General features: G+C 72.4%; 14 protein-coding genes. 3 read left to right on the top strand and 11 right to left on the bottom strand.

Features of this window, described 5'->3' with window-relative positions; translation table 11 throughout:
* Positions 1 to 32 precede the first annotated feature (32 nt).
* The 4 genes from B0I33_RS03040 to B0I33_RS03025 all read right to left on the bottom strand — a co-directional run bounded on the left by B0I33_RS03040 (position 33) and on the right by B0I33_RS03025 (position 3,589).
* Entirely contained in the window at positions 33 to 1,292 is a 1,260-nt protein-coding gene (locus tag B0I33_RS03040) for a cytochrome P450 (RefSeq protein ID WP_245900406.1), read from the bottom strand.
* 185 nt (positions 1,293 to 1,477) lie between these two features.
* Complete coding sequence (locus B0I33_RS03035) at positions 1,478 to 2,404, bottom strand: AMIN-like domain-containing (lipo)protein (protein ID WP_106176915.1); 927 nt, start codon at positions 2,402 to 2,404, stop codon at positions 1,478 to 1,480.
* Between the two features lie 110 nt (positions 2,405 to 2,514).
* The gene (locus tag B0I33_RS03030) at positions 2,515 to 2,733 is read right to left on the bottom strand and encodes a hypothetical protein (RefSeq protein ID WP_106176914.1); all 219 of its coding nucleotides are present in this window, start codon (positions 2,731 to 2,733) and stop codon (positions 2,515 to 2,517) included.
* A 106-nt stretch (positions 2,734 to 2,839) separates the two neighbouring features.
* Positions 2,840 to 3,589, bottom strand: coding sequence for an SDR family oxidoreductase (locus B0I33_RS03025; RefSeq protein WP_106176913.1), 750 nt, complete (start codon positions 3,587 to 3,589; stop codon positions 2,840 to 2,842).
* Positions 3,590 to 3,690: 101 nt separating this feature from the next.
* Between B0I33_RS03025 and B0I33_RS03020 the strand changes: the two genes are divergently transcribed.
* On the top strand, positions 3,691 to 4,560 hold the full coding sequence (locus B0I33_RS03020; RefSeq protein ID WP_106176912.1) for a helix-turn-helix domain-containing protein: 870 nt from the start codon (positions 3,691 to 3,693) through the stop codon (positions 4,558 to 4,560).
* Here B0I33_RS03020 and B0I33_RS03015 read toward each other — a convergent pair.
* The 7 genes from B0I33_RS03015 to B0I33_RS02985 all read right to left on the bottom strand — a co-directional run bounded on the left by B0I33_RS03015 (position 4,557) and on the right by B0I33_RS02985 (position 12,052).
* Positions 4,557 to 5,477: an NAD-dependent epimerase/dehydratase family protein gene (locus tag B0I33_RS03015; protein ID WP_106176911.1), complete on the bottom strand. Its 921-nt coding sequence runs from the start codon at positions 5,475 to 5,477 to the stop codon at positions 4,557 to 4,559. The genes B0I33_RS03020 and B0I33_RS03015 overlap by 4 nt on opposite strands.
* 407 nt (positions 5,478 to 5,884) lie before the next feature.
* Complete coding sequence (locus B0I33_RS03010) at positions 5,885 to 6,808, bottom strand: LLM class flavin-dependent oxidoreductase (protein WP_106176910.1); 924 nt, start codon at positions 6,806 to 6,808, stop codon at positions 5,885 to 5,887.
* Positions 6,809 to 7,060: 252 nt separating this feature from the next.
* A complete protein-coding gene (rfbA, locus tag B0I33_RS03005) occupies positions 7,061 to 7,930 on the bottom strand; it encodes a glucose-1-phosphate thymidylyltransferase RfbA (protein WP_106176909.1) in 870 nt (289 codons plus the stop codon).
* Positions 7,931 to 8,115: 185 nt separating this feature from the next.
* Positions 8,116 to 9,081, bottom strand: a complete 966-nt coding sequence (gene rfbB, locus B0I33_RS03000; RefSeq protein WP_106176908.1) for a dTDP-glucose 4,6-dehydratase — start codon at positions 9,079 to 9,081, stop codon at positions 8,116 to 8,118.
* A 13-nt stretch (positions 9,082 to 9,094) separates the two neighbouring features.
* Positions 9,095 to 10,078, bottom strand: a complete 984-nt coding sequence (locus B0I33_RS02995; protein WP_106176907.1) for an NAD-dependent epimerase/dehydratase family protein — start codon at positions 10,076 to 10,078, stop codon at positions 9,095 to 9,097.
* Positions 10,078 to 10,806, bottom strand: a complete 729-nt coding sequence (locus B0I33_RS02990; RefSeq protein WP_106176906.1) for a class I SAM-dependent methyltransferase — start codon at positions 10,804 to 10,806, stop codon at positions 10,078 to 10,080. Before B0I33_RS02990 ends, B0I33_RS02995 begins: the two co-directional genes overlap by 1 nt.
* 4 nt (positions 10,807 to 10,810) lie before the next feature.
* The gene (locus tag B0I33_RS02985) at positions 10,811 to 12,052 is read right to left on the bottom strand and encodes a class I SAM-dependent methyltransferase (protein ID WP_106176905.1); all 1,242 of its coding nucleotides are present in this window, start codon (positions 12,050 to 12,052) and stop codon (positions 10,811 to 10,813) included.
* A gap of 284 nt (positions 12,053 to 12,336) precedes the next feature.
* Here B0I33_RS02985 and B0I33_RS02980 point away from each other — a divergent pair, with 284 nt between their 5' ends.
* Positions 12,337 to 13,290: an ATP-binding cassette domain-containing protein gene (locus B0I33_RS02980; protein ID WP_106176904.1), complete on the top strand. Its 954-nt coding sequence runs from the start codon at positions 12,337 to 12,339 to the stop codon at positions 13,288 to 13,290.
* A 32-nt stretch (positions 13,291 to 13,322) separates the two neighbouring features.
* Complete coding sequence (locus tag B0I33_RS02975) at positions 13,323 to 14,174, top strand: ABC transporter permease (protein WP_106176903.1); 852 nt, start codon at positions 13,323 to 13,325, stop codon at positions 14,172 to 14,174.
* The last annotated feature ends 3 nt before the right edge of the window (positions 14,175 to 14,177 follow it).

Here is a 14,177-nt window from a genome sequence, read left to right as displayed (position 1 = left end):
TCCCTGGCTGATCGTGCATGGCTGGACCGGCGCTAGCCGGGCACCGGCCAGGTCACCGGCAGTGACCGCACGCCCCGGATGACGCCGTAGGTGCGTTCGGGCGCCGCGCCCGGCTCCAGCCGGAACTCCGGGATCGCCGCCAGCAGCTCCTCCAGCAGCACCCGCAGCTCGACCCGGGCCAGGTGCATGCCCAGGCAGCGGTGCGCCCCCGCGCCCCACCCGACGTGCGGCTTGCGCGGGCGGGACCGGCCCAGGCGGAACTCCCCGCCGTCGGGGAAGTGCTCCTCGTCCCGGTTGCCCGAGCCCCAGGTGATGAGCACCCGGTCCCCCGCGGCCAGCGGCACCCCGCCCAGCTCGGTGTCGGCCACCACCGCCCGGCCGGTGGCCGCGACCGCCGACTCGTGCCGTACACACTCCTCCACCAGATCGCCGATCAGCTCCGGCGCGGCGGCCACCCGGCGCCGCAGACCCTCCTCCTCGGCCAGCACCAGCAGCGCGGAGGCCAGCTGGTCGGTCGTGGTCAGGTTGCCCGCCGCGATCATCAGGAACACGAACTTCAGCAGCTCCGGCTCGGTGGCCGCCCGCCCGTTGATCTCGGTGTTGACCACCGAGGTCAGCAGGTCCCCTCCGGCACGGCCGCGGCGGTCCCGGATCTGCCCGAGCAGGAACTCGGCGTAGTCCCGGCCGACCCGGGCCGCCTCCTCCGCACCGGAGGCCGTGGTCAGCCCCCGCGCCAGCTCCGCCAGCCGCGGCCGCTGCGGCTCCGGCACCCCCAGCAGCTCCCCCACCACCAGCAACGGCACCACCGCCGCGTACTCGGCGACCAGGTCCGCCCGGCCCCGCGGCGCGATCCGCGCCACCGCCTCCCGGCTGACCCGGCGGATGTAGGGCTCGTGCCGCGCGGCCGCCGCCGGGGTGAAGAACCGCTGCAGGTGCCGCCGCCACCCGGTGTGCTCGGCCAGATCCAGCTCGAACAGCGGCGCCCGCACACCCGCGATCTCCGGCACCACCACCACCGCGCCCAGGTCCACCGCGGAGCTGAACGTCTCCCCGCGCTGCGCCACCTGCCGGATGTCGGCGTACCGGGTCACCACGTGCATGCCCCCGTAGGCCTCGCTGAAGGCCACCGGGCAGTGCCGCCGGAACCGGCCCAGAATGTCGTGGATCTCCCCGGCCACCGCCGGATCCTGATGATCGAACCCCCGCGCCAGCGCCACGGTCTCCACCGCCTCCGCTGACTCCTCGGTGCCGTCGCCCCGCACCGCGCCCACCACATCACCGGCTCGTGCCACCCGCGCCCCCATCGACGTTCCCAGGCCTCGTTCCTCCCGTCCAGCTAGCCCAGATCAGCGCGAGCGGCACAAGGGGAACACGCGCATCCCAACCCGTCCAGCAGACACCGATCACCGGAGTGGACCATGCCCCGCCGCGCGCACCACGCGGGGAGTGACGAGCACCCGGATGCTCGTGCGGGCGCTCAGTTGAGCAGGAACGTCACGTACGCGCCGTCCTTCTCGCAGAGGTACCGCAGCGCCGACGCCCCGGCTCGCTCGGAGCGGCAGGAGAAGCCGTGCACCTGGCCCGGTTCGGGCCCGCCCTCCCGCACGGCGGCGGTCGCGATGTCGCGGGCCACCGCGCAGTGCGTGTCGCGGGCGCGGATCGCCCCGGCCCGGTGGACTGGATCGATGGTCACGTCGCGGCACTCGCGGCCGAACTCGGCGAACGCCCGGGGATGCGCGACGTCCACGGCGAGCCGCGGCGGCCCGGACAGTTCCTGGACCCGGAACCCGAGCCGGGTGGGCGCCCCGATCCCCCACTTGGTCACCGCTTCGAAGCCGCCGACGTACCGCACGGCGGCGATCGCGGGCAGGTCCGGGCGCAGTGCCGTCCGCCCTTCGGGGGAGCGGAGCGCACGGCCGTCGCGGAACACGACCTCGAGAGCCTGGTCGCCCGCGATCTCGACGCGCCTGCCCGACCCCGGTTCGTCCAGCTCGCCGTAACCGACCTCGTAGCCGGGCCGGCCCCCGCGGAACTCGAAGACGACCCGGTCGAAGGTCGCGTGGCGGCCCACCCGGACATCCGCCAGCCGCACCGTTCCCCCGTCGGCGCCCCGGCCCGACGCCGCCGCGACGCCGATGGGCGGGACGGGCTCGGCGTCCTGGCCCCCGTCCCCGCCGGCGGGCGTCGTCGGTGTCCCGCCCGGCGTGGTGCGTTCCGTCGTCTCGGGCGGCGACGTGGTCGCCGTGGCCCTTCCGGTCTCGGTGGGCTGCTCGCCTCCGGTCGTGGCCTGCTCGCCTCCGCTCCCGCACGAGGCGAGGGCCAGCATCGCCGCCGCCGAGGCGGCCGCCAGGCTCGGACCGGCCCGGCGCCGCCCACACCATCGGCCGAGGTGCCGCGATCGCATCAGGGCTCCGATTCCCGTCGTGACGTCTCCGGCCCGGATTCCGGGTGGTTGCCTGCCGGTTCCCGCGTGCCCGCGAGCGGCGCCACCCAAACCGGCTCGGGAGCCGTGGCTCACGCGGCCAGCCAGGGACCGCCGGGGTCTCGCGGCCACCTCCCCAGCTCTGCCCGCTCCGCCTCGGCCGCCGCACGCCGGCCGGTGCCGATCAGCAGCGTGTCCCGGTCGGAGAACGACGCGGGGAACGCGGTCCCGGCGGCGCGCTCGACCAGCTCGCCGGACCCGGCCAGGTCCGCCGCGGGCCGCCCGGCCACGTCCGGCGGCTGCGCGGTCACCGAGGCGACGCAGCGTCCACTCCACGACGTAGGCGGAGAAGGAGTCGCCCACCGGGAGAACCCCGTCGCGGGCGCGCATCCGCCCCACGACCCCGCCACGGCTCCGTCAGCGTTGCGCCGCCGGGCGGACGATGATCTCGTTGACATCGACGTCCGCAGGCTGGGCGAGGGCGAAGCTCACGGCGCGGGCGACGGCGTCGGCCGGGATGGCGGCCGCGCGGTAGTCGACCATGAACTCGGCCGCGTGGGGATCGGTGATGTGATCGGCCAGTTCGGACTCGGTCACGCCGGGGCAGATCGTCGTCACGCGAACCCCCGGACCGGACTCCACCCGCAACCCCTCGGTCAGCGCCCATGCGGCGAACTTCGTCGCCGAGTAGACCGCCGACGTCGGCGGCACCTCGTGCGCGCCGACCGAGGCCATCGTGACCACGTGCCCGGTCCCCCGTTCCCGGAAATGCGGCAGCACGGCGGCGATCCCGTGGTACAACCCGCGGACGTTGACATCGAACATCCGGTCCCATTCGTCGACCTGCCGCCCGTCGAGGCGGGACAGCAACATCACCCCCGCGTTCCCGACCAGCACGTCGAGCCTTCCCCGCACGGCGATCACCTCGTCGACGAGGGTCTGGAACGCCGCCCGGTCGGTGACGTCCAGCGCACGGCTCTCCGCGCTGTGCCCGGCGTGCCGGAGGTCCTCGACGATCGCGCCAAGCCGGTCCGTGCGCCGTGCGGCCAGGACGACGTGGTACCCCTCGGCTGCCAGCCGACGTGCCGTGGCCTCGCCGATGCCGCTGGAGGCACCGGTCACCAGGACGACCCGGTTTTCGCCGCTCATGTCGTTGTTGGTGGTCATGGCCACCAACCTCACCGAGATCGCGGGACCGGGGAAGGCAGCGGTGTGCCTGGGAGTGGCACACCCAGGCACGCGGGTTCGCCGCGGCGTAGCCTGGCCGCATGACCGAGAACCTCCTGGGTGACTTTCTCCGGGCCCGGCGCGGCCGGGTGAGCCCCGAGGCAGCGGGCGTCGTCACGTCCGGGGTGCGGCGTGTCCCGGGTCTTCGCCGGGAGGAGGTCGCGACGAGGGCGGGCGTGAGCGTCGACTACTACGTGCGGCTGGAACAAGGCCGTGAGCGCAACCCGTCGGCCCAGGTCCTCGACGCGATCGCCCGGGCCCTGCGACTGGACGACGACGCCCGCCTGCACCTCTTCCGGGTGGCCGGACTGACGCCCCGTACGCACCGCGGCGCCGGGCCCGAACGCGCCGATCCCGGCCTGTCGCGCCTCCTGGAGATGTGGCCCGAGAACCCGGCGCTGGTGCTCGGCAAGGCCTACGACGTACTGGCCGCCAACCGGCTGGCGTACGCGCTCTTCGACGGGCTCAGGCACGGCCCGAACCTGCTCATGAAGGTCTTCCTCGATCCGGAGGCCCGCACGTTCTACCCGGACTGGGACCGGGTCGCGGCCAACACCGTCGCGGGTTTCCGTACGCTGCACGGCGAGGCTCCGCACGACCCCCGGATCCGGGAGGTCCTGGAGGCCGTCCGCGCCGGGAGCCCCGACTTCGCGGCGATGTGGCAACGGCACGACGCGCGGCGCAAGCGGCTCGAGCGCAAGAGGTTCCGCCATCCGCAGGTCGGCGAGCTCACGCTGCGCATGCACGCCTTCGACGTCAAGTCGGCCCCGGGGCAGGAACTGGTCGTCTACCACGCCGAGCCCGGATCCGCGAGCGCCGACGCCCTCCGGCTCCTCGGCACCCTCGACGCCACCCACCTGCGGGAACAGCACGCCACCCGAACCGCGCCCGGTCCCGACGCGGCGGGCTAACGGGCCCGGTCGAGGTGGGCGGCGGTGGCGAGCCAGCCTTCCCGCGCACTGGGGTAGGCGGGCGCCCACGCCGTGGCGTCGCGGAACCGGCTGTTGCTGACGCGCAGCGACCGGGTCAGCGAGGTGAGCCGGTCGCCGAGGAGCAGCCCCGCCCGCCCGGGTACCCGCAGCCAGGGCGTGGCGCCCGCCGCGTGGCTGAGCGCGCCGGCGTAGGCGCGTTGGGTCAGCGGCTCGTCGTCGACGACGTTGAACGTGCCCGCGGGCGCGTGCAGTGCGGCGACGACCGCCGAGGCGGCGTCGGCGACGTGGATCGAGGACAGGTAGCTCCCTGGCGGGCCCAGCATCACCCCGATGTGCCGTCGCGCGAGGGCGAGCATCTGCTCGCTGTGCCGGGCGCCCGGGCCGTAGAACAACCCGAATCGCAGCACCGTCCCCTCCCCGCCGAACGCGGTGAACCGGTGGGCGGCGGCCTCCGCGGCGTGGTTGCCCGCCGTGGCGGGGTAGCTGTCCACGGCGGCGTCCTCGTCGATCCACTGTGCTCCGTGGTCGCGGTAGAGCATCGCCACCGACTCCTGCACGACGCGCCGCACCCCCGCGGCGAGGGCGGCGTCGGCGACGTTCGCCGCGCCCTCCGCGCGAACCCGGCCGGTGGGCCGCCACGCCCGCCGGACGACGAACGCGGCCGTGGCCGGCATGGCGGTGGCCAGGTTGACCACCGCGTCGTGGCCGGCGAAGGCCGCCGCCAGGGCGTCCCGGTCGAACAGCGACACCGGCACCGGGGTCGCTCCCTGCTCGGCCAGGACCTCGGCCTTGGCGGAGCCGCGGGCGAGCGCGCTGACCGTGTGCCCGGCACGGACAAGGGCCGGGACGGTGTGTCCCCCGATCGCGCCGGTCGCACCCGTGACAAACACCTTCATGGCAGCAGGAAACCATTACGGGGCGAACGGCGCAGGTCTTTTCGCGCCACGGACGGCGGTGGGCGCCCGCCCGCGGGCGAGCGCCCCGGTTCGCGTCAGTGCCCGGCGCCGGGTGCCTGCCCTCGGCACCACCCGCGACCGGCACGGTCATGCACGCGATGCCGGAGACCGGCACCGGGTTCACTCTCATGGCCGCCGACCTGCCACCCTGCCCCACCAGCCCGGCGGCAACATCGCCCTCAGCGTGAGCGGAGACGATGCCGGGGAACGGCGTGGCTGCGCGACGACGCGGTTCGAGAAGCAGGGGGCGGCGAGTGCGGCATCGGCACCGATCGCTTCGGCATCTGCTGGATGGTCGACATCGTCCAGCCGCAGGCCTGATCGGAGCGGACCGGGACGAGGACGCCTCAGCCGGTCACCGACGGCAGCACCTCCGCGGCGAGGCGTTCCATCTGTTCGGCCTGCTCGTACACCGGAGTCAGCAGGATCAGCTCCGCGCCCGCCAGGGCGATGTCGCGGAGGCCGGCGGCGACCTCGGTCACCGTGCCCGTCACGGCCGCGGACTCGATGGTCGCCGAGCGGCCGTCGTAGATGCGCGCGAGCGCGTCGTTCATCCGCTGCCGCGCCCGCGCCGGGTCGTCGTCCACCGCGACGTAGGCGCGCTTGGCGATGCGGAAGCCGTCGTCCTCGCGGCCGGCCTCGGTCAGCGCCTCACGCACCACCCGCACCTGTTCGGCGAAGCGTGCCGTCGGCGAGGAGCCCGCGCCGAAGAAGCCGTGCCCCTCCCGCGCCGCGCGGCGCAGCGCCAGGGAACCGCTGCCGCCGTACCACAGCGGCGGATACGGCTTCTGCCATGGTTTCGGTTGCATGCTCGCGCCGTCCAGCCGCCAGAAGTCACCCGAGAACGTGACCGGGTCCGCTGTCCACAGCGTCTTCATCAGCCGGAGGCCTTCGGTGAACCGCGCGAGGTAGCTGTCCGGGTCCACGCCGAAGGCGGGAAAGGTCCGCTCGCGCCGGCCGCCGGTGCCGACACCGACCTCCAGCCTGCCGCGGCTGAGCTGGTCGAGGGTGGCGAGGCTCTTCGCCAGGTGCACCGGGCTGTGCAGGGTGGTGACGAACACCGAGCAGCCGAGCCGCAACCGGGTGGTGCGGGCCGCCGCGTAGGTCATCACCTCGATCGGCGACAGTTGCGGCATCGCACCGAGCGCCTGCTCCTGCGTCCAGCCGCTCTCGAAGCCCAGCTCCTCGGCACGGGTCGCGTACGCGGCGAACGCGTCACCGTCGAACGTGCCGTCGGTGCAGAACTGCGGGAGCGAGATCGCAAACCTCATGGCGCCGATCCTAGGCACGTCCCCCTCCGCCCCGGCTCCCCGAGCGCGGCGCGCCGGAGGACCCGGTGAAGCTCACCCGGTGGAGCGCTGCCGGACCGCTCGCCCGGATGGCGTCGGCCGGAAGGTGCACGAGAGGCGCCGCTGTCGGCTTCGTCGAGACCCTCGGGGTACTGGAGCTCCTGGCCGCGGCCGGATGGGTCCGGGGATCGCTCGGCGGCCGGGCAGGTCTGGCGCACAAGGTGCCGGGCGGTGTCACGGGTGCGCGGCGATCTCCATGACGTAGCGCCCGTAGGGTGACTTCGCGAGCCGCTGCCCCAGCCGGTAACAGGACTCCCGGTCGATGAAACCCATCCGCAGAGCGATCTCCTCGACGCACGCGATGCGGACTCCCTGCCGGTTCTCCATGATCCGCACGTACTGCCCCGCCTCACTGAGCGACTCGTGCGTTCCCGTGTCCAGCCAGACGAAACCACGTCCCAGATCGATCAGCCGCGCCTTTCCCGCGGCGAGATAGCGCAGGTTCACATCGGTGATCTCCAGCTCACCGCGTGCGGACGGGCGCAGGTTCTTCGCGATGTCCAGCACGTCGTTGTCATAGAAGTACAGCCCCGTGATCGCCCGGTTCGACCTCGGTCTGCGCGGCTTCTCCTCAAGTGAGATCAGCGCGCCATCGTCGTCCGCCTCGCCCACCGCGTAGCGTTCGGGGTCGTGCACCGGGTAGCCGAAAAGGACACAGCCGTCCACGCCACGCGCGGCGGTTCGCAACACCTCCGAGAACCGTGGTCCGTGAAAGACGTTGTCCCCGAGGATCAGCGCGACCTGATCGGCGCCCACGTGATCCGCGCCGATCAGGAAGGCGTCCGCGAGGCCGCGAGGCTCGTCCTGGACCGCGTAGCACAGCGAGAGACCGAGCTCGCCGCCGTCACCGAGGAGCCGGCGGAAGCCGTCCAGGTCGCGCCGCGTGCTGATGACCAGTATCTCGCGGATGCCGGCCAGCATGAGCACGGACAGGGGGTGGTAGATCAGCGGCTTGTCGTACACCGGCAACAGCTGCTTCGACACCCCGAGCGTCGCCGGGTACAGCCGGGTTCCGTTACCGCCGGCGAGAATGATGCCTTTCACTGCGCTCAACCTCCGCTCTCCGGGGAGAACCAGGGCCGACCGGGCGACTCCCGGCCGCCGGACCTCGTCCCGCCCCGCGACGACACCGCGGAGGTTGACCCTGGCCGACGGCGCTCGGCCACGGCTCGACGGCCGCTGAAACCGCGGCAGCGGCGTCGGCGCCGCTGCCGCGGAGTCGCCGCCCCTCAGCGACGCAACCTGGACCACCAGTCGTCGTTCGCCCGGTACCACGCGACGACGCTCGCGAGCCCCTCGTCCAACGACCACCGCGGCGCGTAGCCGAGCTCTGTTCTGATCTTCGTGTCGTCGATCGAGTACCTGAGGTCGTGGCCCTTGCGGTCGGGCACGTGCCGCACGAGGTCCCAGCCCGCGCCACACAGGTCGAGCAGAAGTGCGGTCATCTCGCGGTTGCTCACCGCTGCGCCGGAACCGATGTTGTAGATCTCCCCGGCCTCGCCCTCGCTCAACACGAGCTGGATCGCCCTGCAGTGGTCGTCGACGTGCAGCCATTCCCGGACGTTGCCCCCGTCACCGTAGAGCGGGACGGGGACTCCACCGAGGAGGCTCGTGACGAACAGGGGAATCAGTTTCTCCGTGTGCTGGTACGGCCCGTAGTTGTTGCAGCACCGCGTGATCCGCACATCCAGACCGTGGGTCCGCCGGTACGCGCGCGCGATCAGGTCGCCGCTCGCCTTGGTGGCCGCGTACAACGAGTTCGGCAGCAGCGGCTGCGCCTCGTCCCACGACCCCTGGTCGATCGAGCCGTACACCTCGTCGGTCGACACGTGCACGACCGTGGTCACCTCGGCGGCCACCGCCGCGTTCAGCAGGTTCTGCGTGCCCTGCACGTTCGTGCGGACGAACTCGCCGCCACCCAGGATCGACCGGTCGACGTGCGACTCGGCCGCGAAGTGCACGATCGCGTCGTGGCCCGGCACGACGCGGCCGAGCAGCCCGGGATCGCAGATGTCTCCCTGGACGAAGGACAGCCGCTCGTGGTGCCCGGGTAGCCGTTCGGTGCTGCCGGCGTAGGTGAGCTTGTCGACGACGGTGATCTCGGCCTCTTCGTAGCCCGGGTATTCCCCGGCGAGCAGGGTGCGGACATAGTGCGCGCCGATGAAACCCGCGCCACCGGTGACCAGGATCCTCATACCGGGATACTGGTCACCGGTGCTCGCGGTCCGGTGGAACGCGACCCACCGCCCCGGTCGAGCCCGCCTGCCGTGCCGCGTCCCCGCCGTCTCCCCCGGCCCAGACCCACCGGGCCGTGTCCCCGAGATCGTGGCGTGGCCGCCAGCCGAGGACCTCGCGCGCCCGGGTGGGGTCGACCTCGATCCAGCTCATCGTCGCCCACCAGTCTCGCCGTGCGGGCGGCTCCTCCTCGATCCGCGCGGGTATCCCGCTCGAGCCCACCACCAGCCGGACGAGATCGCGGACCGGGACCGCCTTCCCGCTGCCGATGTCCAGTACCTGCCCGGACACGTCCGCGACGGCGGCGGCGACGACCGCCTCGGCGACGTCCCGGACATCGAGGTAGTCCCGGTGGGCCTCCAGTGGCTTCAACCGGACCACCGCGGGTTCGCCCGGTGCCGCGGACCGCAGGGCACGCAGCACCCGGCCCACCAGGCTCTCCCCCGGCATGCCCGGGCCGATCGCGTTCGACAGGCGAAGCACGACCGCGTCGGCCCTGCCGCTGCCGGCCGCGGCCAGCAGGGCCGTGCTGGCCGCGAGCTTGGCCTTGCCGTAGGCCGTCTCCGGTGGTGCGCTGCCGTGGTTGACCGGGGTCCCCGGCGGAACCGGGCCGTACTCCAGCACCGATCCCAGGTGCACGACACGCGGCCGGAGGCGGACGTGCCGGAGCGCGGCCAGCAGGCGCCGCGTCGGCACCAGGCACCGCGACGTCATCTCCTCGTCACCGAGTCCCCAGCTGCTGCCGGTCGCATCCACCACCACGTCCGGCTCCATCCCGTCCAGGAACGCCGCGAACGAGGGACCCGTCGCCGCGGCGACGTCGAAGGAAGCGAACGGGTGCGGCGTGGGCACCTGGTGCCGGGCGACGACGAGGACATCGTGGCCCGCCGCCGCGAACGCGTCCGCCAGATGGCGGCCCACGAAACCGGTACCGCCGAGGACGACCACGCGGTCCATCAGCGGGTCTCCCGGCGCTGGGCCAGCCACAGCCCCCAGGTGAACGGAGCGCCGGTGAACCGTTCCGCCGTGCAACCCGCCGCGGCGAACGCGTGCCGGTACTGCTCGTCGGTGAACAAGGTCAGGTCCACCTCGTCGGTGGCGTGCCGGATGCCGTGGTCCGCGTCCGCGAGGGCATGGTGGACGACCATCCGGATGCGGTTCGCCCGCCGGTCGAGCCAGCGGGAGTGGGACAGCCGGACGACGGTGTGCCCGTCCACCTCGACCACGTCCCTGGCCACGTAGCCGGGGACGAACTGCTCCGGCCGGTACCACGGCTCGATGATCAGCAGTCCCCCCGGAGCCAGCTGCGCGGCGAGACCCGCGACGGTCGCGTCCAGTTCGGGGCCCGAGCGCAGGTGCGGGATCGCGAACATGCACACGATCACGTCGAACCGCACCGGCAGTCGCACCCGCCGCATGTCCGCCTGGTGGCACCGGAGCCCTTCGATGCGCCGCTTCGCGAGCGCGAGCATGTCCTCGGAGACGTCCAGGCCGTGGACCTCGGCGAACGGCGCGGCCAGCTCTCGCAGGTGCAACCCGGTGCCGCAGGCGACGTCCAGCAGCGATGCCGCCCCGGGGTTGCGTTCGTCGACCAGGCCGAGGATGGCACGCGCCTCGCCCGCGTAGTCGCGTCCCCGGTTCCGCATGACGAGGTCGTAGACCTCGATGTACTCGTCCTGGTACATCGACTCAGCTCACGCGCACGTCGGGGACGTAGGTGATCCATCGCCCGCCGGCGTCGCGGAATCCCCGCTCCTTGGCGATGATCTCGTCGGCGTGGTTCCACGCGAAGAGCAAGGCGTAGTCGGGGTAGGCGCTGGTGAACTCGGCAGGCGGCACGACCGGTATGTGCGCGCCCGGAGTCAGCTTTCCCTGTTTGGCGGGCGTGCTGTCGCAGACGTACGACACGAGGTCCGGGCCGATCCCGCAGAAGTTGGTCACGGTCGCGCTCTTCGCGGTCGCGCCGTACGCGGCGACGGTGTACCCCTGGTCGCGGAGCTCGCGCAGGAGTGCGGCCAGCTCGTCGCGGACACCGTGGACAGCGGCCGCGAACCGCCGTAGGGGCAGGAGTTCGTGCAGCCCACGGCGTCGCTCCTCGGTGAGCATCTCCGCCACGGCGGCCGAGGGTGTGCGGCTGCCCGCGCGGGCCAGCGTGTAGCGCACCTCACCGCCGTGCACGGCGAGCCGCCGCACGTCCACCAGCTCGAACCCGAAGCGAGCCGCCATCTCCCGCACCGAGCGCGCGGTGAACAAGTAGAAGTGCTCGTCGTAGATCTGGTCGAACGACGTCTTGTCCACGATGTCACCGAGGTACGGGTCCTCGAACACGAACACGCCGTCCTCCGCCAGGAGCAGGTCGAGCCCGCGCAGCACCGAATCCAGGTAGGGAACGTGGCAGATCGTGTTGGCGGCGAAGACGATGTCCGCGGGTCCCTCGGCGGCACGCGTCTCGGCCGCCGTGCCCTCCTCGAAGTAGGCGGTGCGCACTCGCACCCCGTGTGCGCGCGCGACGTCCGCGACACCGCCCGAGGGCTCGAACCCGAGGTGCCGCACTCCGGCGTCGTGGACCGCCCGGAGCATCACCCCGTCGTTGGAGCCGATCTCCACGACGAACGCGTCGCGGCCGGAGACCTGATCGAGCAACTCTCGCGCGGTCGCGGTGAAGTGCTCACGCATCATCGCGGACCCGGAGGAGTAGTACGGGTAGCGTTCGTGGAACATCCGTTCCCTCGGCACCTCCTCGACCAGCTGGGTCAGCCCGCACGCGTCGCACAGGCCGACCGCCAGCCGGAAGAAGAACTCACCCGGGATGTCCGCCTCGCGCAGGAAGGCGTCGGACAGCGGTTGCCGCCCCAGATCCAGGAACTCGGTCAGCGCACCGCCGCACATCCGGCACGTGGCCGCTGCGGTCCCGGCGCTTCGATACGTCATGGTCGGTTCCCTCCACATGCCCGCCGACGTGGTGTGCGCAGCCTCCCGCGACGCGATCGCGCTGCGCTCAACCGGCGGTGGTCCGTGTGGCACGTCGCCGGGGACCGGGTCGACCGGCGCGCGACCGCGCGCCAGGAGGACCCGGTGCGCCGGTCGCCACCAAGGGCCTGCCCGGTGCCCGGAGATGACACATCCCGTGTAGCACCGCGATCCCGTGTGTCGCGCCTCCCGGGTGACGGAGGAGGAGCGGAGGCACCGCCCCACAGACGAGACGGAGGACGACGATGACCGAACTGGCGGTCGAAGCCGTCGGGCTGGTGAAGACGTTCGGCCGGTTACGGGCCGTCGACCGGCTCGACCTGCGTGTGCCGGCGGGAACGGTGTGCGGGGTGCTCGGCCCCAACGGCGCAGGCAAGACGACAGCGGTGAAGGTGCTGGCCACACTGCTACGTCCCGACGGGGGCCAGGCGTCCGTGTTCGGCCACGACGTGGTGCGGGAACCGGACACGGTACGCGGTCGTATCGCGCTCACCGGCCAGTACGCCTCGCTGGACGAGGACCTGACCGCGGCGGAGAACCTCGTCCTGCTGGGCCGGCTCGCCGGGTTCACGATCGCCGACGCCCGTGCCCGTGCCGACGACCTGCTCGCGGCCTTCGACCTGGCCGACTCCGCGACCCGTCAGGTCAAGAACTACTCCGGCGGCATGCGGCGGCGGCTCGACATCGCCGCGAGCATCATCCGCACACCGGACCTATTGTTCCTCGACGAGCCGACATCGGGACTCGATCCCCGCAGCCGCAGCCAGGTGTGGGACATCGTGCGTGCCGTCGTCCGGCAGGGCACGACGGTGCTTCTCACGACCCAGCACCTGGAGGAGGCCGACCGGCTGGCGTCCCGGATCGCCGTGATCGACCACGGGCGCGTGATCGCGGAAGGCACGCCCGGTGAGCTCAAGTCCACGGTCGCGGCCGGATCGGTGACGGTCCGGCTCCGGCACGCCGAGCAGCGCGAGCGCGCCAGGGAGATCCTCGCCCGTGTCCTGAACGCGGAGGTGGAACTCGACCCGGACCCGGTCGCGCTCAGCACCCGTATAGGCGGAACGGACGACCCGACAGCGCTGGCGGCGCACACGTTGTTCGAGCTCTCCGGGGCCGGCGTCCCGGTCACCGACTTCGCGCTCGGCCAGCCGAGCCTCGACGAGGTCTTTCTCGCGCTGACCAGCCCCGACGCCGCCTGAGCCGCACCGCACCCAACTCGAGGAGAACATCCATGACCCGGCCCTCCGGAACGGGCGAGGCCACGCCGGCTTCGCCGCGCACCGGCGACCTGGAGACACTGCTGCTGCCGAAGGACCGCCAGCCCCGGCGGGCGACCGCCGTCGCCGCGCTGCGCGCCATGAGCTGGCGGTCGATGCTGAAGATCAAGCACATTCCGAGTCAGCTGTTCGACGTGACGCTCTTCCCCATCGTCATGGTGCTGATGTTCACGTACCTGTTCGGTGGGGCGATCGCGGGCTCCACCGACGAGTACCTGCAGTACCTGCTTCCGGGCATCATGACGATGAGCGTGCTGCTGACGACCTTGTCCACCGGGATGACGATCAACATCGACGCGAAGCAGGGGCTGCTCGACCGGGTCCGCACACTGTCCATCTGGCGTCCCGCCCCGATGATCGGGTATCTGGTCGCCGACGCGTTCCGCTACACATCCGCGTCCCTGGTGATGGTGGTGGTGGGACTGGTGCTCGGCTACCGGCCCGCCGCGGGCGTGCTTGGTGTGCTGGCCGGTATCGGCGTGCTGGTGGGGTTCGCGTTCGCGTTCTCGTGGGTCTGGACGGCACTGGGGCTGGTGCTGGACACGGAGAAGGCGGTGATGTCGGTCAGCATGGCCGTGATGTTCCCGTTGACCTTCCTGTCCAATGTGCTCGTCGACCCCGACACGATGCCCGGCTGGCTGGGGTCGGTGGTCGAGGTCTCGCCGGTGACTCAGCTCGTCACCTCGGTACGGGGCCTGACGAGCGGGGTCTGGGAAGGAGCGGCGCTGCTGTGGACGACGGTCTACGGCGCGGGCTTCCTCGTCCTGTTCGGCGCGCTCACCATCCGGCTGTACAACCGGCAGTGAGCT

This window comes from Prauserella shujinwangii (genome assembly GCF_003001955.1).
Taxonomy (GTDB): Bacteria; Actinomycetota; Actinomycetes; order Mycobacteriales; family Pseudonocardiaceae; genus Qaidamihabitans; species Qaidamihabitans shujinwangii.
The sequence above is the reverse complement of the archived record's forward strand: the minus strand, read 5'-3'. Positions and strand labels throughout refer to the sequence as shown.